19 protein-coding genes and 1 tRNA gene are annotated in these 21021 nt (G+C 66.4%); 10 read left to right on the top strand and 10 right to left on the bottom strand.

Annotation, left to right across the window (positions count from 1 at the left end; genetic code table 11):
- Position 1 precedes the first annotated feature (1 nt).
- Complete coding sequence (locus SJY18_RS13760) at positions 2 to 892, top strand: agmatinase family protein (RefSeq protein ID WP_396667977.1); 891 nt, start codon at positions 2 to 4, stop codon at positions 890 to 892.
- Complete coding sequence (locus SJY18_RS13755) at positions 889 to 1359, top strand: SixA phosphatase family protein (RefSeq protein ID WP_396667976.1); 471 nt, start codon at positions 889 to 891, stop codon at positions 1357 to 1359. Before SJY18_RS13760 ends, SJY18_RS13755 begins: the two co-directional genes overlap by 4 nt.
- A 103-nt stretch (positions 1360 to 1462) precedes the next feature.
- Here the strand turns inward: SJY18_RS13755 and hutI are convergent, their stop codons facing one another.
- From hutI to hutH, 3 genes are read right to left on the bottom strand one after another with little or no spacing between them, the layout of a single operon-like run.
- Positions 1463 to 2626, bottom strand: a complete 1164-nt coding sequence (hutI, locus tag SJY18_RS13750) for an imidazolonepropionase (RefSeq protein WP_396667975.1) — start codon at positions 2624 to 2626, stop codon at positions 1463 to 1465.
- Positions 2626 to 4278, bottom strand: coding sequence for a urocanate hydratase (gene hutU, locus SJY18_RS13745; protein WP_396667974.1), 1653 nt, complete (start codon positions 4276 to 4278; stop codon positions 2626 to 2628). Before hutU ends, hutI begins: the two co-directional genes overlap by 1 nt.
- Positions 4275 to 5840 carry a histidine ammonia-lyase gene (gene hutH, locus SJY18_RS13740; protein WP_396667973.1) on the bottom strand — a complete coding sequence of 522 codons (1566 nt, stop codon included), beginning with the start codon at positions 5838 to 5840 and terminating at the stop codon, positions 4275 to 4277. The genes hutU and hutH overlap by 4 nt, the downstream gene beginning before the upstream one ends.
- 61 nt (positions 5841 to 5901) lie before the next feature.
- Here hutH and SJY18_RS13735 point away from each other — a divergent pair, with 61 nt between their 5' ends.
- Positions 5902 to 6666, top strand: coding sequence for an IclR family transcriptional regulator (locus tag SJY18_RS13735; protein WP_396667972.1), 765 nt, complete (start codon positions 5902 to 5904; stop codon positions 6664 to 6666).
- A 3-nt stretch (positions 6667 to 6669) separates the two neighbouring features.
- Here the strand turns inward: SJY18_RS13735 and SJY18_RS13730 are convergent, their stop codons facing one another.
- Positions 6670 to 7146 (bottom strand): YbaK/EbsC family protein, encoded by a 477-nt coding sequence (locus tag SJY18_RS13730; RefSeq protein WP_337337604.1) that lies wholly within the window; start codon positions 7144 to 7146, stop codon positions 6670 to 6672.
- Between the two features lie 103 nt (positions 7147 to 7249).
- On the opposite strand from SJY18_RS13730, the gene SJY18_RS13725 reads away from it, so the two are divergent.
- Positions 7250 to 9142, top strand: coding sequence for a heavy metal translocating P-type ATPase (locus SJY18_RS13725; RefSeq protein ID WP_396668927.1), 1893 nt, complete (start codon positions 7250 to 7252; stop codon positions 9140 to 9142).
- Positions 9143 to 9160: 18 nt separating this feature from the next.
- Here the strand turns inward: SJY18_RS13725 and SJY18_RS13720 are convergent, their stop codons facing one another.
- The 4 genes from SJY18_RS13720 to SJY18_RS13705 form a co-directional block, all read right to left on the bottom strand.
- Positions 9161 to 10315 carry a GtrA family protein gene (locus SJY18_RS13720; protein ID WP_396667971.1) on the bottom strand — a complete coding sequence of 385 codons (1155 nt, stop codon included), beginning with the start codon at positions 10313 to 10315 and terminating at the stop codon, positions 9161 to 9163.
- An 18-nt stretch (positions 10316 to 10333) separates the two neighbouring features.
- Positions 10334 to 11332, bottom strand: a complete 999-nt coding sequence (locus SJY18_RS13715; RefSeq protein WP_337337602.1) for a phosphodiester glycosidase family protein — start codon at positions 11330 to 11332, stop codon at positions 10334 to 10336.
- Between the two features lie 71 nt (positions 11333 to 11403).
- Positions 11404 to 12297, bottom strand: a complete 894-nt coding sequence (locus SJY18_RS13710) for an LLM class flavin-dependent oxidoreductase (RefSeq protein WP_396667970.1) — start codon at positions 12295 to 12297, stop codon at positions 11404 to 11406.
- 151 nt (positions 12298 to 12448) lie between these two features.
- Positions 12449 to 13699 carry a glutamyl-tRNA reductase gene (locus SJY18_RS13705; protein ID WP_396667969.1) on the bottom strand — a complete coding sequence of 417 codons (1251 nt, stop codon included), beginning with the start codon at positions 13697 to 13699 and terminating at the stop codon, positions 12449 to 12451.
- A 12-nt stretch (positions 13700 to 13711) separates the two neighbouring features.
- Here SJY18_RS13705 and hemE point away from each other — a divergent pair, with 12 nt between their 5' ends.
- The 6 genes from hemE to hemL are packed head-to-tail and all read left to right on the top strand — an operon-like array spanning position 13712 to position 19897.
- Entirely contained in the window at positions 13712 to 14770 is a 1059-nt protein-coding gene (hemE, locus tag SJY18_RS13700; protein ID WP_396667968.1) for a uroporphyrinogen decarboxylase, read from the top strand.
- Complete coding sequence (locus SJY18_RS13695) at positions 14763 to 15992, top strand: protoporphyrinogen/coproporphyrinogen oxidase (protein WP_396667967.1); 1230 nt, start codon at positions 14763 to 14765, stop codon at positions 15990 to 15992. The genes hemE and SJY18_RS13695 overlap by 8 nt, the downstream gene beginning before the upstream one ends.
- 32 nt (positions 15993 to 16024) lie before the next feature.
- The gene (gene hemQ, locus SJY18_RS13690) at positions 16025 to 16714 is read left to right on the top strand and encodes a hydrogen peroxide-dependent heme synthase (RefSeq protein ID WP_396667966.1); all 690 of its coding nucleotides are present in this window, start codon (positions 16025 to 16027) and stop codon (positions 16712 to 16714) included.
- The gene (gene hemC / locus SJY18_RS13685) at positions 16711 to 17628 is read left to right on the top strand and encodes a hydroxymethylbilane synthase (protein WP_396667965.1); all 918 of its coding nucleotides are present in this window, start codon (positions 16711 to 16713) and stop codon (positions 17626 to 17628) included. The genes hemQ and hemC overlap by 4 nt, the downstream gene beginning before the upstream one ends.
- Complete coding sequence (hemB, locus tag SJY18_RS13680; protein ID WP_396667964.1) at positions 17625 to 18590, top strand: porphobilinogen synthase; 966 nt, start codon at positions 17625 to 17627, stop codon at positions 18588 to 18590. The genes hemC and hemB overlap by 4 nt, the downstream gene beginning before the upstream one ends.
- Positions 18587 to 19897, top strand: coding sequence for a glutamate-1-semialdehyde 2,1-aminomutase (gene hemL, locus SJY18_RS13675; protein WP_396667963.1), 1311 nt, complete (start codon positions 18587 to 18589; stop codon positions 19895 to 19897). Before hemB ends, hemL begins: the two co-directional genes overlap by 4 nt.
- A gap of 58 nt (positions 19898 to 19955) precedes the next feature.
- Here hemL and SJY18_RS13670 read toward each other — a convergent pair.
- Positions 19956 to 20031, bottom strand: a tRNA-Ala gene (locus SJY18_RS13670).
- A gap of 53 nt (positions 20032 to 20084) precedes the next feature.
- Positions 20085 to 20981 carry a large exoprotein gene (locus SJY18_RS13665; RefSeq protein WP_396667962.1) on the bottom strand — a complete coding sequence of 299 codons (897 nt, stop codon included), beginning with the start codon at positions 20979 to 20981 and terminating at the stop codon, positions 20085 to 20087.
- Positions 20982 to 21021: the final 40 nt, after the last annotated feature.

Genomic DNA, 21021 nt, shown 5'->3' with positions numbered 1-21021 from the left:
CGTGACTCTTTCGCACGATGAACACTGGCCGCGGGCGGGTGAGTGGGATCGCTTCGATGACGCCCCCGGCCCGTGGGATGCCGCGCTGTTGGGCGCTCCCGCGTTTCGAACGTCGCTTTCGCCGACGGGTGCACACGCCACGCCGGCGGCGGTGCGTGACGCACTGCGGCGCTACAGTGCGACTCTCATGGGCAACCCGCCGGTTGATCTGAACGACGTGCTGCGGATCGCCGATGCCGGTGATGTGAGCTCGCCCGACGGTACCGACGGCGAAGCTTCGCTTCGCGACCGGGTGCGAGAGCTTCGACGCAGCGCGGAACTGATCATCGCGCTGGGCGGCGACAACTCGATCACCTACGCGGTGGCCCAGGGCGCACAGGCGCGGGGACTGATCACCCTCGATGCTCACTTCGATCTGCGCGACGGCGTGTCGAACGGTTCCCCCGTGCGGCGGCTCGTCGAAGACGGCCTCGACCCGCACCGCATCGCGCAGATCGGCATTGCCGACTTCGCCAACTCTGCCGCCTACGCGCGCCGCGCGGCCGACCTCGGCATCACAGTCATCACCCTCGACGAAGTGCGTCGAGAAGGCATCGACGCTGCGGTGGCGAAGGCGCTGGAGGTCGCAGGCGGCCGTGGCAGCATCCATCTCGATATCGACGTGGATGTGTGCGACCGCTCTGTTGCGCCGGGGTGCCCAGCATCGGTGCCCGGCGGGCTTGCCGCGTGGGAACTGCGCACGGCTGTGCGCGCGATCGCAAGCGATGCGCGCGTCGTCAGCGCCGACATCGTCGAAGTGGATGCGACGGCAGACACCCCAGACGCGCGCACGGTGCGGCTCGCCGCGCTATGTGTGCTCGAATTGCTCGCAGGAAAGGCAGCTCAAAAATGATCCAGCTCGCGCTCGTACGCCATGCCAAATCGGACTGGGGCAGCCCAGAACTCGATGACCACGACCGTCCGCTCAACGATCGTGGCCGCACTGATGCTCCTCGCATGGCGTCAAATTTCGCGCGGGAGCGCTTCACGCCCGATGTGATCCTGTCGAGCACGGCACTTCGAGCGCGGACGACTGCCGGTTTCTTCGCCGAGGAGCTGGGCATGAGCGTTGAGCTGCAGGAGCAGCTCTACGGCGCACCTGCCTCGCTGCTGCTCTCGGCCGCTGCAGACAGCGGCCACCGCTCCGTGATGGTCGTCGCGCATGATCCGGGAATGAGCGAGCTCGCCGGCCAGCTGTCGGGAGAGCGCATTCAAGCCATGCCCACCTGCGCGGTCGCCACGTTCGCGTGGAATGAAGACGACTGGAGCGCGGTCGACGCCCTCGAGCCCGCGCACTGGTCGTTCAACACCCCGCGATAGCACTCGCGCAACACTCAGCGCTAGCGCTCGCGCTGCACCGCGCGATAGCGCTCGCCCTGGGCCCCGCCGCCGCAACGCACCGCCGCACCGCACCGCACCGCGGCTAGAGCGCGATGCCACCTCGCCACACTCGCGACACCAGCGGCACGCCAGGGCGATATGCCAGGTGCACTCGGGTGGGCGCGGCCAGAAGGACGATGTCTGCCCGCGCGCCCGGCGAGAGGTGCCCCACGTCGTCGCGCCGCAGTGCTCGGGCACCGCCCGCGGTCGCGGCCCATACCGCTTCCGCCGGGGTCATGCCCATCTCGCGCACGGCGAGCGCGATCATGAGCGGCATCGAACTTGTGAAACTCGAACCCGGGTTGCAGTCGCTCGCCAGGGCCACTGTGACGCCCGCGTCGATCAGTCGTCGCGCATCGGGGTAAGGCTGTCGCGTGGAGAATTCCACACCGGGAAGCAAGGTGGCCACCGTGTCGCTGCCGGCGAGAGCGGCGACATCGGCGTCAGAGAGATAGGTGCAGTGATCGACGGATGCTGCCGCGACCGATACCGCCAGTGAGACGCCGTCGCCGTGCCCCAGCTGATTGCCATGAACGCGCGGAAGCAGACCTTCGGCGATGCCTGCCTCGAGGATGCGCCGAGACTCATCGAGACTGAACGCGCCGCGCTCGCAGAACACATCAACCCAGCGCGAATGCGGGGCACACGCGCGCAACATCTCGCCGGTGACCAGCTCAACATACTGTTCGCGTCGGTCGGCGTACTCCGCTGGCACGACGTGTGCGCCGAGAAATGTCACCTCGGGTGTGACCTCGGCGGCGATTCGTGCCACGCGCTCTTCGTCGGCAACCGTGAGGCCGTAGCCGGTCTTGATCTCGAACGTCGTCGTGCCCTGTGCATGCAATTCCGCCACCAGGGTCGCCAGCCGGGCGCGCAGTTCGTCATCGCTGGCCGCTCGCGTAGCCCCGACCGTGCGACGGATTCCGCCCGCGGCATACGGCGTGCCGGTCATGCGTGCTTCAAACTCGTCGGCGCGATCGCCGCCGAACACGAGGTGGGTGTGGCTGTCGACGAATCCGGGGATGACCGCACGCCCGGCAGCATCCACCACGTCTTCAGCTTCGGGAGCTTCAGCGGCAGCACCGATCCACGCGATGTCAGCGTCGTCGATGAGCACGGCAGCGTCGCTCAGGGTGCCACAGGCATCACTCGGCGTCGCGACGTTGGTTGTCAGCTCACCGATATTGGTGATCAGCGTGCTGGTCATCAGAGCATCGGCACGTTCAGCCCGCGTTCGCGCGCGACTTCGCACGCACGCTCGTAGCCGGCGTCAACGTGCCGCATGACTCCGGTGCCGGGGTCGTTCGTCAGCACCCGCTCGATCTTCTCGGCGGCGAGCGCTGTACCATCAGCGACCGTGACCTGCCCCGCGTGAATCGAGCGGCCGATGCCGACTCCCCCGCCGTGGTGAATTGACACCCAACTCGCACCGCTGGAGGTATTGAGCAACGCGTTGAGCAACGGCCAGTCAGCGATGGCGTCTGAGCCGTCGGCCATCGCCTCGGTCTCGCGGTAGGGGCTCGCCACGGATCCAGCATCCAGGTGATCACGACCGATCACAATAGGCCCAGTCAGTTCGCCCGAAGCGACCATCTCGTTGAACTTCATCCCCGCGAGGTGACGCTCTTTGTAGCCGAGCCAGCAGATGCGTGCGGGCAGACCTTCGAAGCGAACGGTGTCGGCTGCTTTTTCAAGCCAGCGAACGAGTGCCGCATTGTCGGGGAACAGCGCTTTGACCGCTTCGTCGGTCTTGCGGATGTCTTCAGGGTCGCCTGACAGGGCTACCCAGCGGAAGGGGCCACGCCCTTCCGCGAACTGCGGGCGAATGTAGGCGGGCACGAAACCAGGAAACGCGAACGCACGCTCGAAGCCGCCAAGCTGCGCTTCGGCGCGAATCGAGTTGCCGTAGTCGAATACCTCGGCGCCCGCGTCTTGAAACCCCACCATCGCCGCGACGTGAGCGGCCATCGACTCGCGAGCGTGACGAGTGAACCCTTCGGGGTCACGCTCGGCCTCGGCGTGCCACTGTTCGCGACTGATGCCCGCAGGCAGGTACGCGAGTGGGTCGTGAGCACTGGTCTGGTCGGTGACGACGTCGATCGGCACGCGACGACTCAGCAACTCGGGGAAGACCTCGGCAGCGTTGCCGACGACTCCGACAGAGAGCGCCTCGCCGGCATCTTTGGCGGCGAGGACGAGGGTGACCGCCTCATCGAGGTCGGCGGTGTAGCGGTCAAGGTAACCGTGGTCGACGCGTCGCTTCAGTCGTGACTCGTCGACGTCGACGATCAGCACCGCGCCGCCGTTGAGCGTGACGGCGAGTGGCTGCGCGCCGCCCATGCCGCCACAGCCCGCGGTGAGGGTGAGCGTCGAGGTGAGGTCTTCGCGTCCGAGAGCTCGAGCGACGGCGGCAAAGGTCTCGTAGGTTCCCTGCAGAATGCCTTGCGTGCCGATATAGATCCACGACCCGGCGGTCATCTGGCCGTACATCGTGAGGCCGAGCTCTTCGAGCTTCCGAAATTCGGGCCAGGTTGCCCAATCGCCCACCAGGTTCGAGTTGGCGATCAGCACGCGCGGCGCCCACTCGTGGGTGCGAAAGACACCCACGGGCTTGCCCGACTGCACGAGCAGTGTCTCGTCGGGCTCCAACTCATCGAGGGTGCGCACGATCGCGTCGTACGCCTGCCAGCTTCGGGCGGCCTTGCCCGTGCCGCCGTAGACGACGAGCTCTTCTGGGTGCTCGGCGACCTCGGGATCGAGGTTGTTCATCAGCATGCGCTTGGCAGCCTCGGCGCCCCAGCTCTTGGCGGTGCGCTCCGAGCCACGGGCGGCGCGGATCGTGCGGGAGTCGGTGTTCATCGGTTCTCCTTGGAATGAGCGGAAAGCGCGCCGTAGGCGGCATCAGCGACAGCGCCCGAGAGAACAAGCCCGGCAACGGCTTCCATCTCTGGACTGAGAAAGCGGTCGGGGCCTGGGCCCGCGGCGACGGTGCGCACGAGATCACGCACGGCGCCGGTCGCCGGGCTGGGCTGCAGCGGCGAGCGCAGGTCGATCGCTCGTGCTGCGGTGAGCACCTCGACCGCGAGCACGCGTGACAGCCCGTCGATGCCACGGCGAAGCTTGCGCGCGGCGGCCCATCCCATCGATACGTGGTCTTCTTGCATCGCTGATGACGGGATCGAGTCCACCGAGGCGGGAGCCGCGAGGCGCTTGAGCTCCGAGACGATTCCGGCCGCGGCATATTGCGCGATCATGAGGCCTGAGTCGACTCCGACCTCGTGCGCGAGAAACGGCGGCAGACCGTGGCTGCGGGTGGGATCGAGCGCGCGATCGGTGCGCCGCTCTGAGATCGAGGCAACATCGGCCACCGCAATCGCAAGAAAGTCGAGCACATATGCGACCGGCGCGCCGTGGAAGTTTCCGTTCGACTCAACGCGGCCGTCCGCGGTGATCACGGGGTTGTCAACCGCCGAGGCGAGTTCACGCGACGCAACCATCTCAGCGTGATCGGCGGTGTCGCGGGCGGCACCGTGCACCTGCGGCGAACACCGCAGCGAGTAGGCGTCTTGCACCCTGGTGCACGTGCCGGGGTCGCGGTGCGACGCCACAATGCCCGAGTCTGCCAGCAGGTCTCGCAGGTGAGAAGCCGACACCGATTGGCCGTACTGCGGGCGAAGCGCCTGCAGGTCTGCCGCGAACACCGCGTCGGTGCCCAGCTGGCTCTCAACAGACATCGCGGCAGCGACATCAGCTGTATCGAGCAGCACGCGCAGGTCGTGCAGGGCGAGCAGCAGCATCCCGAGCATTCCATCGGTGCCGTTGATCAGCGCGAGTCCCTCTTTTTCGCGGAGCACCAGCGGGGCGATTCCCGCCGCGGCAAGGGCAATGGATGCTGATACTTGCGCGCCGCTCGCGTCGCGCACCGGCCCCTCACCGAGTGCGGCAAGAGCGACATGTGACAGCGGCGCGAGGTCGCCCGAGCAGCCAAGCGAACCGTACTCGCGCACGATCGCTGTGACGCCAGCGTTGAGCATGGCGGCGTAGGTCTCAACGACCACGGGGCGCACTCCGGTGTGGCCGGTAGCGAGGGTTTGCAGGCGGAGCAGCTGGAGTGCCCGCACGACCTCTCGCTCTACCTCCTCACCGGTGCCAGCGGCATGCGAGCGAATCAGACTGGCCTGCAGCTGATGCCGGCGCTCGGGCGCGATGAAGGTGGTAGCCAGTGCACCGAAGCCCGTAGAGATGCCGTAGTGCGGCGCGGGGTCATCGGCCAGTTGCTCGACGAGGGTGCGACTGCTCGACACCCGAGCCATCGCGGCAGTGTCAAGGTCAACCTTCGCACCGTGGCGGGCCACCGCGACCACATCTTCGGCGCGCAGCGGCGACGCTCCTACAAGAACGAGATCGGTGTCGGCGGTCATAGCTCGATTCCACACCGGCGGGGTCGTGTTTTTCGGTGCCACGTGGCATTCTGTGTCTGGGATGCCAGACAACACCGCTCACGTGCAAGTACCCGCCGCAGACCAGACGCTGCGGATACTCGGCCTGCTCGCCAGGCAGCGTGGTCCGGTCGCTGCCAGCATGATCGCCACGCAGCTCGAGATTGCGCGCTCGAGCGTCTATCACCTGCTCGCCACGCTAGAGGAGCACGGGTTCGTGGTTCATATTGCCTCCGAGCGGCGATGGGGTCTCGGCACGGCAGCGTTCGAGCTCGCCGGAGGCTACACGCGCCAACAGCCACTGGCTCGGCTCGGCAGAACGCTCGTCGCTGCTCTCGCTGACCGCACGGGCGAGAGCGCTCACCTCGCGGTGATGACGGGACGAGACGTGCTCTACATCGTCGAAGAACGCGCCCCCCGAAGGCCAGCGCTCATCACCGATGTCGGAGTGCGCCTGCCCGCCCATCTGACGGCCACCGGTCGTGCCATGCTGGCAGCGTTGCCGCGCGAGCAAGTGCGGGCACTGTATCCCGACACCGCATCGTTCGCCGATCGCACCGGGCGGGGGCCGCGAACACCCCGCGAGCTTCGGGAACTGCTGCGCGCAACGCGTCGACAGGGCTACGCCACCGAAGACGGCGAAGTCACCCTCGGGCTACGTTCAATGGGGGTCGCTGTGTCCGACCACACGGCGTGGCCGATCGCGGCGATCGCCGTCACCTACCCAGACGACACCACGAAAGACACCACCGAGCTGGCGAGCATCATCGGCGCCTCGGCCGACGAGCTGAGTCGGCGCATTCGGTGAGGCTCAGGCGACGGTGGCGACGGTTCCACCGGTGAGAGCGACAAGCTCGTCGAACGTCAGGGGAAACAGTGTGTGCGGCGTGCCACCTGCCGCCCAGATCTGCGCGTGGTGAGCGAGATCTTCATCGACGATCGTCGTCAGCTGCGTGGGATGCCCGGTCGGCGCGACGCCGCCGATTGCTTGCCCCGTGGCATCCCTCACCTGCGCGGCGCTTGCCCGCTCGATCGACGTGCGTCCCAGCCTCTCAGCGAGCGCGACGGTGTCGACGCGGTGCGCACCGCTGGTCATCACCAGCAACGGCTCGCCGTCTGAGAAGAAGACGAGGCTGTTGGCGATGGCGCCCACGTCGATGTTGAGTGCTGCCGCCGCGGCTGCGGCCGTCGCCGCGGCGTCGGGAAGCATCACAATCTGACCGGTGATACCCGCGTCGGTGAGTCGATCGGCCACGATTTTGCTGCGTGCGGGAAGCTCGGCGGTCATGGCATCCAGCCTATTGGCGCTGGTGAACGAGGTGACTCAGCACAGCCTCTCCTTGCTGGCGTGCACTGCCGCAGTGCGCGAAGCTGAGGGGGTGCGACAGCTCATGCGCGCTCTCACCCGCTACCCCGTCATCACGATGACGGCCATCGTCGCTGTCGTCGTGCTCGCTCTCGGCATCGCCGGACTGGCAGAGACGAGTCGCTGGTTCGCCACGATCTACGTTTCGCTGATCATCGTATGGACGCTCGTGGGCATGGTTCGCGACATGCTGCGCGGCCACTTCGGCCTCGACGTGTTGGCCGTGATCGCGATGATCGCCACGTTGGCCGTCGGCGAATACGTGGCATCGCTGATCATCGTGCTGATGCTGTCGGGCGGTGAAGCGCTCGAAGACTACGCCGCGCGCCGTGCGAAGAAAGAGCTGACCTCGCTGCTTGATCGGGCACCTCAGATCGCGCATATCGTCGACAGTGCAGGCACCGTTGGTTCCGATGCCATCACCGATGTCGCCGCTGACGACGTGCAGGTGGGCGATGTGCTGCTGGTGCGGCCGTCAGAAGTGGTGCCAGCCGACGCCGTGCTGGTGACCGATTCAGCATCTTTCGACGAATCATCTTTGACCGGTGAAAGCATGCCGGTGACGCACATCGCCGGAGAAGAAGTGCTCTCGGGAGCCCTCAATGGATCGCAGGCAGTGCGTGTTCGCGCCATCCGCCGCAGCGCAGATAGCCAGTATCAGCAGATCGTCGTGCTCGTGCAGGAAGCGCAAGAATCTCGTGCCCCGGTCGTGCGTCTTGCCGACCGCTTCGCTATACCGTTCACCGCGGTGTCTCTGATCATCGCGGGCGCCGCATGGGCGATCTCGGGCGACGCGTCACGCTTCGCGGAGGTCTTGGTTCTCGCCACTCCGTGCCCCTTGCTCATCGCTGCCCCGGTTGCCTTCTTGGGAGGACTCTCTCGGGCTGCCAAAGCCGGCATCATCATCAAAAGCGGCGCGGTGATCGAACAGCTCGCGGGAGTGCGCTCGGCCGCGTTCGACAAAACCGGCACGTTGACCCAGGGGCGGCCGGCAATCGTCGCGGTGCACACGACCGACGAGTTCGACGACGATCATGTGCTGCAACTGGCTGCGTCTGCCGAGCAGTACTCGAGTCACGTGCTCGCAGAAGGCATCCGCAACGCCGCGAGCGCACGAGGACTCGCGCTGTCGACAGCTGCGAGCGCCAACGAGGTCGCGACGAACGGGCTGTCTGCGCTGATTGGCTCACGCACCGTGGTCGTCGGCAAACTGGCGTACATCACATCACTGGCGCCCGACACATACACGGTTGATCTTGCCCCCGGCCAGGCGGCAGCCTATGTCGCAGTCGATGGCCGCTTCGCCGGTGCGCTCGTTCTTGCCGACGACCCGAGGCCCGAATCGCGCGCGGTGATCAGCTGGCTGCGTGGGCACGGGATCGAACGCGTCGCGATGCTCACCGGCGACGCTCAATCGACCGCCGATGCGGTGGCGCGTGAAGTCGGCATCACCGAGGTGCGCGCCGACCTGCTGCCAGGCGAGAAGGTGCGGTTGGCAACTCAGATGCAACCGCGGCCAGTGCTGATGGTGGGCGATGGGGTGAACGACGCTCCCGTGCTCGCCGCCGCAGATGTCGGCATTGCGATGGGTGCGAAGGGAGCGACCGCTGCGGGGGATGCAGCAGACGCGGTGATCCTCAAAGACTCGCTGGTGAAAGTCGCCGATGCCGTCGCGATCGGATCGCACACGCTGCGCGTTGCGTTCACTGCAATCTGGATTGGCATCGCCATCAGCATCGCGCTCATGCTCGTCGCGACGACCGGTGTCATTCCCGCTGTCGTCGGCGCCCTGGTGCAAGAGCTCGTCGATCTGGCCACCATTCTCTATGCGCTGCGCGCGCTCAGCGGTCCGACCAGCGGGCTGGACGAGCCTGCCCACAGCGATAGAGCACCCACTGCGTTGACGGCACGTCGCTAGGGCCCGCTGCGCTCGAGCTCAGCGCACGTTCTGCAATAACGGCGCAGCGAGTTGTTCGGGAACTGTCGATGGTTGAGCGGTCTGTCGGTCCTGGCTCGTGGGTCGGGCATCCGATGGGCGCACGCTCATCTTGCCGCCAAAGACGAAACGGCGCTGCACGTGATAGCTGGTGATGAACAGCACCGTCTCGGTCATGATCTTCGCCGCGATCAGACTCATGCCCAGGTCGGTGAGTGCGCTCATCCACACGATGTTCGACGCGAGCAACGCGATCGCCAGAATCGCGTAGCGCACCGCGTGTCTTCCCGCCTGAGGGCGCCCGCGCTGCGCGAAGACGAAGCGGCGGTTCACCCAGAAGTTCGCGCTCGCACTGAGCACTCGCGCCCCGACGATCGATACCGCAAGCCAGCTGCCAAGCCACGGCGACAACAGTGCGGCAAAGATCAGCAGCGCGACGGTATCAATCGCGAATGCGATCAGCGACGAGCCAGCAAACAACAGCATCGGCAGAGTGACGCGCAGCGAATCGGCAATCGGCCGAAAATGGCTCGACTCGTTCTGCTCGAGGTACACCGTCTCGATGGCGATCTCGCGGGCGCGGTAGCCCGCCCCGCGAAGGCGCAGCAGCATCTCGGTCTCATATTCGAACCGGTCGCCGGGCACTTCGAGAAGCCACGGCAGCATGTCGCTGGGCAAGCCGCGAAGGCCGGTCTGCGTGTCGGATGCTGACCAGCCCGCTGCCACCCGGAACAGTCCGCGCGATACGTCGTTGCCCACGCGGCTGCGCAGCGGCACGTCGCCGACAAAGTCACGGCAGCCGAGCAGCAGGACGCTCTTGCCTGCTGCTCGGTCGGCACGCAGCTCGTCTGCGACGCGCAGGATGTCGGCAACCGTGTGCTGGCCGTCAGCGTCGGCGGTGATCACATCGTGGCCGGGCCATTGTTCGAGCACATCTCGAATGCCCGTCTTCATGGCCGCGCCCTTGCCCCGATTGTGCGAGTACTGCACCACGTGAGCACCGGCGCGGCGCACTTCGTCGAACACTGCGGCGAACGCCGCACCGCTGCCGTCATCGACGACGAGCACGTCGAGCGTGACGTCGCTTTCGCGCAATCGCCGGGTGAGTGGCGCGAGGTGAGCACCGGGCTCGAACGCGGGAATGAGAACGATCATTGTCGTGCCGTCACTTTCTCAGTACGCGACATAGAGAATGTCGCTGGTCGCTCGTTCGCCGTCGTTTGAGGGCTGATTGATCACTTCGGAGTTGAAGTACATGGTTGAAGACCCGCCACCGTCGAGGTTGTAGGCGGTTTCTGCGCCGAGTTCAGTCATGATCTCGGCGAGCTCTGTGAGGGTTGCGCCGCGGCTGTATCCGGGGTCGCGTCCGTCGACGACGACGAACACATAGTGGTTGTCGTCAATCACGCCCACGGCCGTGCGGGGCTGCTCTCCCTGAATCGAGTGGTTACCGACATTGGTGTCGATCTCAACGTTCTCGATACCGTCCACGACCTCGCCGTCTTCGACGATTGCGGGCCCGAACGACAGTGTGTTCCAGACGCCCGCGTCGAGCAGCTCCTGCGCGGTCGTAGTCGTTTCGTCATACACCTCGACGCGTCCGTCGGTATAGAACGCCAACCCGTCACGCGCGCCCTCATCACGGTATGCAACGCCGTTGCGCACCACGATTCCGGTGTCACGAAAGCCGTAGTAGTCGCCGTTGATCGCCAGCACGGCGTCGTGGTCAGCGGCGATCTCGCTGGTGGTTTCGATGATGTTCTCACCGAACTGGTCTTTAGCGAAGGCGGAGCGCAGCTGTGTGGCATCAGATACGACCACGTCGGCGACGTAGTAGGTCAGAGTGTCATCGCCCGAACCGGTCACGACCGTCGAGACCGTGATCTCAGAGTCGCCGTCGGTGTATGAGGTGTCGGTGAGCACCGCGGTTTCGCTGTCGCTGAGATCGGCGATCGCTTCGGTGTCTACCGTCGAGTTCTCGGCTTCGTATTCCGAGACATCTGCGATCTCAACGTGTTCGATGAGAAAACGATCGGCTGCCCATGCGACGGTGCCGCCCACGCTGAGCACAACGACCAGGCCGCCAGCGATGAGTGCGTTGCGCAACCGCGTGCGTCGCGGCGCGCGGCGCGGGCGCCGTGTGCTGTGAACGGCATCGGTTGAAGTATCCATGCTTCATGGATACGCATCGGCCCTATGCCGCTTCTCGCAGCAGCTTGTGGATTCTCAGTGAGCGCTGCAGTTCAGCGCATTGCGGGCAGTCGAGATGCCACCTCATCGAGCACTGCTCGATCGCCCGCGTAGAGACCGTGCGCACGGGGCCAATGCGCGACGACGTCGGTGAACCCGCGCTCAGCGGCTCGACCCACGGCATCTTCGAAGGCGGCGACGCTCGAGAGGCTGTAGCGGGGGTCGGAATCGAGCAGCAGCGTGCGCTGAATGCTCTGCGGGTCTCTATCCGCAGCGAGACACGCGTCGTCAAGGCGACGCGACAGGTCGCCCACGTGTGTCCACCACGTGTCATCGTCTTCGATCGTGCCCGCGGTCGTGACCCAGCCGTCACCGGCGCGCGCGGCGAACGCCAGCGCCCTCGGTCCTTCTGCGGCGAGGTGCAGGGGCATGCGGGGCAGCTGTGCGGGCGCGCCCACCATGCGCGCATCGACCGCGGAGTACCAGGTGCCCTCGCGCGAGATGCCCGAAGCCGATGATTCGCTCTGCTCAAATCGCAGCAACTCGTCGAGCAGTTCGGTGAACTCGATGAAACGCGCGAGCCGATCGCGCGGCGTCAACTCCGCGCCGCCCAACACCCGAGCGTCAAATCCCGTGCCTCCCGAGCCCAGGCCGAGCAGAACACGTCCACCGGCGATCTGGTCGACGGTGGCAATGTCTTTGGCAAACGGCACCGGATGCCGATAGTTCGGCGATGCGACAAATGTGCCCAGCTTGATGCGCTCGGTCACCATGGCTGCCGCCGTCAACGTGGGAATAGTCGCGTGCCAGCGCTCGCTGGCAAGCCCGCGCCATGAGAGGTGGTCGTACGTCCAGGCGTGGTCGAAGCCGTATTCTTCAGCACTGCGCCACAGCGCCGCCGCGGCTGGCCAGTCCTCCTGCGGGAGGATGCAGATTCCGAATCGCATTCTCGGAGTCTAGAGCCCCCTTCGAGCACGCAACATCGCCACCTAGCCACGAGTGGCCGGCTGAGCCAAGCAACCGGCTGAGCCAAACGACCGGCTGAGCGAAACGACCGGCTGAGCCAAGTGGCGGGCGACTCGCTCGGGGCGTTCGGGTTCAGCCCGCGTGATGCCACACGGCGTCGTCGACGTCAGGCTCTTCGACGGTGCGCCCGTGGAGCACCTGAAGCGCCATGCGCACCTCTTCGAGGCGTCCTTCGACGGCGAGTTCGCGAATGCGCACCGACGGCGAGTGCAGCAGCACCCCGGCGAAGTGACGCAGCGCTGATTCGACCTCTTCGCTTGCGCCACGTTTGCCAGCGCGAGCGATTTCGGTGTCTAACACGCCCAGAACCTCTTGGCGCAGCGCCGTGATGGCGGGCCCCGCCAGTCGGTCAGCGGTGAACTCGTTGGCGGCATCTCCGACGATGGCGCGGGCGTCGTCGTGAGCGCGGAACTGCTCGAGCGGGGCGTGCAGGCGAATGGTCTCAAGGTCGAGCAGGTCAACACCGTCAACCTGGCCGACTTCGGGGTCGACGTTGCGAGGCAGACCGAGGTCGATGACCAGCACGCGCCTGCCGGGCACGAACGCGTTTGCGTGCACCACGGCGTCTGTGGTGCACGTGATCACGATGTCGGCGAGCGCCGCCGCCTCGGCGAAGTCTTCACGCGGGGCGAGCGCATAGCGCGCGGCGAAGGCAGACGCTCGTCCGCTCGGCGAGAACACACCGATGTTGATCGCACCGCGTGCGCGTACGGCGTCGACCGTCACCGCCGCGTATTTTCCGGTGCCGACGACGAGCACGTTCGCCTGCGACCAGTCCGCGACTCGCGTCGAGGCCATTTCGAGCGCAAGGCGCACCAACGAGCGGTGCTTGCCGCGCAAGCCGATGCGGTTTCTCACCCCGCGGCTGGTGTGCGTGGCTTTCTGGAACAGGCTTTCGAGTTCGCCGCTCGTGGTGCCCTCTTCGCGCGCGGCGTCGAGCGCGCGGCGCACCTGGCCAGAGATCTCGTCTTCGCCGACGACGATGGATTCGAGCCCGCTGGTCACGGCGAACAGGTGTGCGACGGCATCTGAGCCGTGGTGAACCTCAAGCGAGGCACGAAGGTGGTCAACCGGAATGTCGCTAGCGGTCGCCATCGCGTCAACCACCGACTCGACCGCGACGACGTCGGCGCCGGTGAGAGGTTCTTCAATGTCGAGGTACGCCTCGAACCGGTTGCACGTGGCGAGCACGACCGCGCCCGCGACAAAAAGCTCGTCGTCGACGAGCGCGCGAGTAGCTTGGGGCGCCCCGATTGAGAGACGTTCCAAAATGTCTAGGCTCGCGTTGCGATGATTCGCGGTAAGACAAAGGAGCACAAGCATAATGTTAACCCCGTGTCTCTTCATTCTTCCCATCCCGCCGTAGTTCGTCGCAATACTCCCCCGCCGTTGATTCGAGCGTTCCGGGGTGAACGCCCCGAGGTGACTCCGGTGTGGTTCATGCGCCAAGCTGGCCGATCTCTTCCGGAGTATCGGGAGCTGCGTGTCGGCACCGACATGCTCGATGCCTGTCTGACGCCCGAGCTTGCGAGCGAGATCACCCTGCAGCCGGTGCGCCGTCACGGGGTAGACGCCGGCATCTTCTTCAGCGACATCGTCATCCCGGTGCGCTTGGCCGGCGTGGGAGTGCAGATCGTTCCTGGCCGCGGACCCGTACTCGAGCACGCTGTTCGCAGCGCAGCCGACGTTGCGAATCTTCCTCCGCTTGATCCCGCCGCTCTGGATCCGATTCGCGAGGCGGTAGCACTCACGGTGGCCCAGCTGGGTGACACTCCGCTGATCGGCTTCGCTGGCGCGCCGTACACTCTCGCGTCGTACCTCGTCGAAGGCGGCCCCTCGAAAGAACAGCTCATCACGCGCTCGATGATGCACTCCGATCCCGACTCCTGGGCGGCGCTGCTGACCTGGTGTGCTGAGATCACGGGGGCTTTCCTGGCCGCTCAGATTGAAGCGGGCGCATCGGCGGGGCAGCTCTTCGACTCGTGGGCAGGTTCGCTGAGCGTCGCTGACTACACCGAGCGTGTCGCCCCGTATTCGTCACTCGCACTCGAACCGGTGCGCGCCCTCGACGTGCCTCTCGTGCACTTCGGCGTCGGCACTGGCCCATTGCTGCCCGCGATGCACGCCGTCGGCGTCGACGTGATGGGAGTCGACTGGCGCGTTCCTCTCGACGACGCCTCGCGGCGCCTGGGCGGCGAGGTGCCGCTGCAGGGAAACATCGATCCGGCCCTGCTCACCGCACCATGGTCGGTGCTTGAGGCTCACGTGCGCGATGTGCTCGATCGCGGCCGCGCCGCCCCCGCACATGTCGTGAACCTCGGCCACGGCGTGCCGCCCGACACCGACCCGACCGTACTGACGCGCATTGTGGAGTTCGTTCACTCGTATGAGTGAGTTCTCGGTCGTCGGCGGTGGCATTGCGGGTCTGGTCACCGCCCGCCGACTGGCAGCGTCGGGCGCGAGCGTCACGCTATTCGAAGCGTCGGCTCGACTCGGCGGCACCGTGGCCGCGCACAACGTGGGCGGCATTCGGCTCGACGCAGGCGCGGAGAGCTTTGCGGTGCGAGGGGGCGCGGTCAGCGCACTCGCTCACGAACTCGGACTCGCCGACGACATCGTGTCGCCCCGCCCGGGCCCGGCATGGCTGCAACGCGCGAATGACACCGCCGTTCCGCTTCCCGCGACGAGCCTGTTGGGCGTTCCCGGCGACGTGCTCTCCGCCGATGTGGTCTCGATCATCGGGATGGATGCTGCCACCCGCGCCGCCGCGCTCGATGGCACCCCTACACCCGCGGTTGTCGCTGATATGACGCTCGGTCGGCTCGTCCGCGAGCGGATGGGCGATGATGTGCTGGCGGGTCTGGTGGCACCGGTCGTGAGGGGCGTGCACTCGATCCACCCCGATGACCTCCCGATCGATCGCGCACACCCACGACTGCGCGCAACGCTCGCCGAGACCAATTCACTGGCCGCGGCAGTCACTCAGCTGCGCGCCGCCGCCCCGCCCGGGTCAGCGGTCGCGGGAATCCGCGGTGGCATCACTCGTCTGGTCTCGGCGCTCACCGAAGACCTCACCGCGCGCGGCGTGCAGATCATGCTCAACTATCCCGTGACCGACATCTCGGCGCTGCCCGGCAGAGTGATCGTCGCTGCGCCGGGCTTCTCGGCGGCCGGTATTGCGACGACAGGTGCGGCGGGTCGAGAGATCACGCTGATCACACTCGTCGTCGATCAGCCCGAACTCGATGCCGCACCGCGGGGCAGCGGCCTGCTCGTCGCCGACGGTGCTGCCGTATCAGCGAGAGCACTCACGCACGCGACAGCGAAATGGGAGTGGTTGCGCGAAGCTGCGGCCGGGCGCCACGTGCTGCGGCTCTCGTTCGACACTCCGCCCGTCGACGGAGCCGACACCGCGCGCCGAGATGCGGAGTCGCTGCTGGGCATTGCGCTTCCCGAGATCATCGACTCTGCGGTTGTCACCTGGACCCGCCCCGCACCGGCGTCAGCACTCGCTGGCACGCCCGTGGTGGGCGAAACCGTCGCGGGTTCTGGGCTTGCCGGAATCATCGCGCATGCGGAGCGCACTGCGACCGAGATCATTCCGGCCCGCGGTTAGCCAGATGCTCAAATAGCGGCGAGGATAGATGCATGAGCAACGCGTCTGACTCGGCTGTCGCCCCCGCAGCCACCGAAACCATCGGCTACACCCTCTGGGCAGTGTTTGCCCGAGATGGTGCGCAAGCAGCACTCGAGAATGACCTCGCTGCGGCCGTCACCGAGGTCGAAGCAATGGGCATCACCGTGCGCGGCTGGTACGACGTGTCTGGCCTTCGTGCCGACGCCGACCTGATGGTGTGGCTGCACGGCGCAGAGCCCGAGGTCTTGCAGTCGGCGCTTCGCATTCTGCGACGGGCAGAGCCCCTCTCGTCACTGCTTCCCGTGTGGAACGCCATGGGCGTGCACCGTGATGCCGAATTCACCGCCAGCCATCTGCCCGCGTTCATGCGCGGCAAAGACCCCGAGGCGTGGGTCACCGTGTACCCGTTCGTGCGCTCGTACGACTGGTACATCCTGCCCGACGACGAGCGCCGGGCCATGCTCGCCGATCACGGTCGCAAAGGCTCGGAGTACCGCCAGGTGCTCGCCAACACGGTGGCATCCTTTGCGCTCGGCGACTACGAGTGGATTCTCGCCCTCGAGGCACCCGAACTCGTCGATCTGGTTGACCTGATGCGCCACCTGCGCCAGACCGAAGCGCGACGCCACGTGCGCGAAGAGGTGCCGTTCTTCACGGGCCGTCGCATCAGCATCCCTGAGATCAATGAGGTGCTTTCTTGAGCACCGCTGCATTGCGCATCGGCACTCGCGGCAGCGCGCTCGCGCTGACGCAGACCGGCATGGTCGCCGACGATCTCAGCGCCGCAACCGGCGTGAAGACCGAACTGGTGACCATCACGACCGCCGGCGACCGGTCGAAAGAACCTCTCTCTCGCGCGGGCGGTGTCGGATTGTTCACCGGCGCCTTGCGCGACGCTCTGCTTGCGGGCGAGTGCGACCTGATCGTGCACTCGCTGAAAGATCTGCCGACCGCACCGCACGACCAGCTGACGATCGCCGCGATCACCGCGCGCGTTGACCCCCGCGACGCGCTGTGTGCGCGCGACGGCCTGACGCTCGACGCGCTGCCGCGCGGTGCGCGCGTGGGCACCGGCTCGCCGCGGCGCATGGCCCAGCTCAAAGCGAAGCGCCCCGACCTCGAAGTGATCGACATTCGCGGAAACGTCGACACCCGCCTCGGCCGCGTCAGCGAAGGCGATCTCGACGCCGTCGTGCTCGCCGCGGCGGGGCTGGAGCGTCTCGGTCGCAAAGACGTCGTCACCGAATACCTCGATGCCGACGCGTGGCCGACCGCTCCCGGTCAGGGCGCGCTGGCAGTTGAGGTGCGAAACGGCGAAGAGCACCTCGTGACGGCTCTTGACCACGCCGAGACGCGCGCTGCTGTCGAAGCCGAGCGACACGTGCTCGCGGCCCTCGAAGCCGGCTGCTCGGCGCCCGTGGGTGCGCGCGCCGTCGTCGACGCGGGGTTGCTGCTGCTCTCGGTCAGCGTGTACAGCCTCGACGGCACCACCGTGCTCACCTCATCGCACGGCGCCGTGTGGCCCGATGAATCAGCATCCATTGATGTTGCCGATGGCGTCGCCCGCGAACTTCTTGCCGCGGGCGCAGCCGAGCTGACGGGAGCATCGTCATGATCGAACGTCCTCGCCGTCTGCGCTCCAGCCCCGCGATGCGGCGGCTCGTGAGCGAAACCCGTCTGCACCCGGCAGACCTCGTGCTGCCGATGTTCGTGCGCGAGGGTGCCAGTGAGCCCGTCGCGATCTCGTCGATGCCCGGAGTCGTGCAGCACACCACCGAGTCGCTGCGCCCGGCAATCGCCGAGGCCGCCGCGGCTGGCGTTGGCGGAATCATGCTGTTCGGTGTTCCCGAGCACAAAGATGCCACCGGCTCTGGCGCGACCGATCCGAACGGCATTCTGAACGTCGCTACGCGCATCGCGGTGGCTGAGGCCGGTGATGCGCTCGTTGTGCAGACCGATCTGTGCCTCGACGAATTCACCGACCACGGTCACTGTGGTGTGCTCGATGCGAGTGGCTATGTCGACAACGACGCGACGAATCAGCGCTACCGCGAGATGGCAGTCGCGCAGGCTGAGGCCGGTTCGCAGCTGCTCGGTCTGAGCGGAATGATGGACGGCCAAGTCGCTGAGGTTCGCGATGAATTGGATGCTGCGGGCTACGCGAATCTCGCCTTGCTCGGCTACGCCGCCAAATACGCCTCGGCCTTCTATGGCCCCTTCCGTGAGGCCGTACAGTCGTCGCTTGAGGGCGACCGCCGCAGTTACCAGCTTGACCCCGCGAATCGCCGCGAGGGTCTGCGTGAGATCGATCTCGACGTGGCCGAAGGTGCTGACATCGTGATGGTCAAGCCCGCGATGAGCTATCTCGACGTGTTAGCCGACGCGGCAGCATCCAGCCCGGTGCCGGTGTGGGCCTATCAGGTCTCTGGCGAGTACGCGATGATCGAGGCCGCCGCTGCGAACGGCTGGATTGATCGCCGCCGCGCGATTGAAGAGTCGGTGGTGAGCATCCGCCGCGCGGGTGCCGACGCAGTGTTGACCTATTGGGCAGTTGAACTGGCGGGATGGATCCGATGAGCACCAACGCGACAGAATTCGATCGCGCTCGCGCGGCGATGCCGGGCGGGGTGAACTCCCCCGTGCGAGCGTTCGGCTCGGTGGGAACAACGCCGCGTTTCTTCGTCTCGGCTTCGGGGCCTCGCGTCACCGATGTTGAAGGTCGCGACTATGTCGACCTGGTGGGCTCGTGGGGTCCGGCGATTCTCGGGCACGCGCACCCGGCTGTGGTGAAGGCAGTTCAAGATGCTGCGACCCGTGGCCTCGGTTTCGGGGCATCGACACCCGGTGAGACCGAGCTCGCTGAGATCGTCGAGGCGCGGATTGCACGTGACTGCATGCGCCCGATCGAAAAGCTTCGCCTGGTGTCGACCGGCACCGAGGCGACGATGACCGCGATTCGTCTGGCGCGCGGCGCCACAGGACGCGACCTGATCGTCAAGTTCGCTGGCCACTACCACGGTCACTCCGACGGCCTGCTGGCCGAGGCAGGGTCGGGAGCGGCAACACTCGCGATGCCAGGCTCTGCGGGCGTACCCGCACCTATCGCCGCTCAGACACTCGTCGTGCCTTACAACGACCTTGACGCGCTGCGTGAGGTGTTCGCTGCCCGCGGCGACGACATCGCCGCGATCATCGTCGAGGCAGCGCCGGCGAACATGGGCATTGTGCCGCCCGCGCTCGGTTTCAACGCGGCGATCGCCGACCTCGCGCACGAGAACGGGTCGCTGCTCATTCTCGACGAGGTGCTCACGGGCTTCCGTGTCGGCCCTGCCGGCTGGTACGGCATTGATCCGGTGTCATTCACCCCAGACCTCATCACCTTCGGCAAGGTGATCGGCGGCGGGCTCCCCCTGGCAGCTCTGGGTGGATCGGCCGCGATCATGGATCTGCTCGCTCCCCTCGGCCCGGTGTACCAAGCGGGCACGCTCAGCGGCAATCCGCTCGCCGTGGCGGCGGGACTTGCCACGTTGCATCACCTCGACGCGGCCGCGTACGAACGAATCGACGCGGCATCTCACGCGATCGCCGATGCGACAGCATCCGCCCTCGCCGCCGAAGGCGTCGCCCACGTCGTGCAGCGCTCAGGAAACCTGTTCTCGGTTCAGTTCACCGACGCGGCGCCAACTGACTATGCGACGGTGAAGGCACAAGAGGCGTTCCGCTACCCGCCGTTCTTCCGCGCAATGCTGGAACAGGGCGTTTCGCTGCCGCCGTCGGTCTTCGAGGCGTGGTTCGTCTCAGCCGCTCACGACGACACCGCGGTAAGCCAGATCATCGATGCGCTTCCGGCCGCCGCACGCGCCGCCGCCAGCGCCACAGCCTGACCAGCGCAGAGCGCCACTGAGACGAATAGCGCCTCCACGATGGGAGGCGCTATTCGTTTGGTGGACCTGAGGGGACTCGAACCCCTGACCCCCTCGATGCGAACGAGGTGCGCTACCAGCTGCGCCACAGGCCCTGAACCTCAAGAAGATTATCACGCTCGCGCGAGGCCCCGAGTCCGTTCAGACGCTATTGACCCGCCGCGCGCTTCGTCAGCAAATTGCGCACGTGAGCCTCGATCTCGGCGTCATCGACGTAGCCCATGCGCGAGTACTCACTCGGCGCATGAGATGGCTGAGCGGCGTGAGCGGCACGGGCGACGGCAATCGACGGCGGGCGCTGAGCCTCAGCTCGCTGACGAAGATCTTCTTCAAGCGCGGCCTGCTTCAACGCGGTGCGCGCAGCCGCGGCATCGAGCAACGATGCTGCCTGCGAACCCGCTGAAGCGGTCAGCGGCTTGGGCATGGTGCGCGGTGCCCACTGGCGCTGCGGAGCGGTCTCGAGCGCTACGTCTTGCAATGCGACGGCGGGGCGGGCGGCAGCATCCATCGTTCGCGTCACTTGGCGAGCGCCCACGCGAGACATGCGCTGCAGCAAGAGCGCTGCGGTGCCCGCAATTGCGATACCCGCCCACAGCAGCAACTGCGACCCGGTCATGACGACCTGAACCGCTCCCCAGACGGCAACGCCGGTCGCCGCGAGGCTGATCGATGTCAAAGCGAGGCGAAACCGTCGACGCGCACGCGCTTGTCGTGCGCGCGGAGTATGCGATGCGGCAATACGCTGAAGTCGAGCCTCTTCAAGATCGATCCTGGCTTGCTCTAGCGCCGATTGCTCGCGCTGCGCCGATGCCCGCTTGGCCAATCGCTGCTGAGCCGCCGCGGTGCGCGTGTTGAGTTCGAGGCGCACTTCTTCGGGTGTTTCGCTGGTCTCGGCGAGAATGCGCAGCGCCTGGTTCAGCCGAACAGCATTGCGCTCGGCCGCGTCGTACTGACGGCGACCGTACCAAGACGGCACAAGGTAAACGAGCCACAAGAGCACGGCGACGAGAACGATCACTCCGCCGCCCAATACCTGCCCGTCCATGATCTAAACCGTAAGCGACTGCACGGCGTAGTCGTGGCAA

Source organism: Microbacterium sp. R86528 (assembly GCF_044596335.1).
GTDB classification, from domain to species: domain Bacteria; phylum Actinomycetota; class Actinomycetes; order Actinomycetales; family Microbacteriaceae; genus Microbacterium; species Microbacterium marmarense.
The sequence above is the reverse complement of the archived record's forward strand: the minus strand, read 5'-3'. Positions and strand labels throughout refer to the sequence as shown.

Coding starts and splice junctions, on each gene's coding strand:
- SJY18_RS13755 (WP_396667976.1), top strand. CDS start 889: ATGATCCAGCTCGCGCTCGTACGCCATGCCAAATCGGACTGGGGCAGC.
- hutI (WP_396667975.1), bottom strand. CDS start 2,626: ATGACCAGCACGCTGATCACCAATATCGGTGAGCTGACAACCAACGTC.
- hutU (WP_396667974.1), bottom strand. CDS start 4,278: ATGAACACCGACTCCCGCACGATCCGCGCCGCCCGTGGCTCGGAGCGC.
- hutH (WP_396667973.1), bottom strand. CDS start 5,840: ATGACCGCCGACACCGATCTCGTTCTTGTAGGAGCGTCGCCGCTGCGC.
- SJY18_RS13735 (WP_396667972.1), top strand. CDS start 5,902: ATGCCAGACAACACCGCTCACGTGCAAGTACCCGCCGCAGACCAGACG.
- SJY18_RS13730 (WP_337337604.1), bottom strand. CDS start 7,146: ATGACCGCCGAGCTTCCCGCACGCAGCAAAATCGTGGCCGATCGACTC.
- SJY18_RS13725 (WP_396668927.1), top strand. CDS start 7,250: ATGCGCGCTCTCACCCGCTACCCCGTCATCACGATGACGGCCATCGTC.
- SJY18_RS13720 (WP_396667971.1), bottom strand. CDS start 10,315: ATGATCGTTCTCATTCCCGCGTTCGAGCCCGGTGCTCACCTCGCGCCA.
- SJY18_RS13715 (WP_337337602.1), bottom strand. CDS start 11,332: ATGGATACTTCAACCGATGCCGTTCACAGCACACGGCGCCCGCGCCGC.
- SJY18_RS13710 (WP_396667970.1), bottom strand. CDS start 12,297: ATGCGATTCGGAATCTGCATCCTCCCGCAGGAGGACTGGCCAGCCGCG.
- SJY18_RS13705 (WP_396667969.1), bottom strand. CDS start 13,699: ATGCTTGTGCTCCTTTGTCTTACCGCGAATCATCGCAACGCGAGCCTA.
- SJY18_RS13695 (WP_396667967.1), top strand. CDS start 14,763: ATGAGTGAGTTCTCGGTCGTCGGCGGTGGCATTGCGGGTCTGGTCACC.
- hemQ (WP_396667966.1), top strand. CDS start 16,025: ATGAGCAACGCGTCTGACTCGGCTGTCGCCCCCGCAGCCACCGAAACC.
- hemB (WP_396667964.1), top strand. CDS start 17,625: ATGATCGAACGTCCTCGCCGTCTGCGCTCCAGCCCCGCGATGCGGCGG.
- hemL (WP_396667963.1), top strand. CDS start 18,587: ATGAGCACCAACGCGACAGAATTCGATCGCGCTCGCGCGGCGATGCCG.
- SJY18_RS13665 (WP_396667962.1), bottom strand. CDS start 20,981: ATGGACGGGCAGGTATTGGGCGGCGGAGTGATCGTTCTCGTCGCCGTG.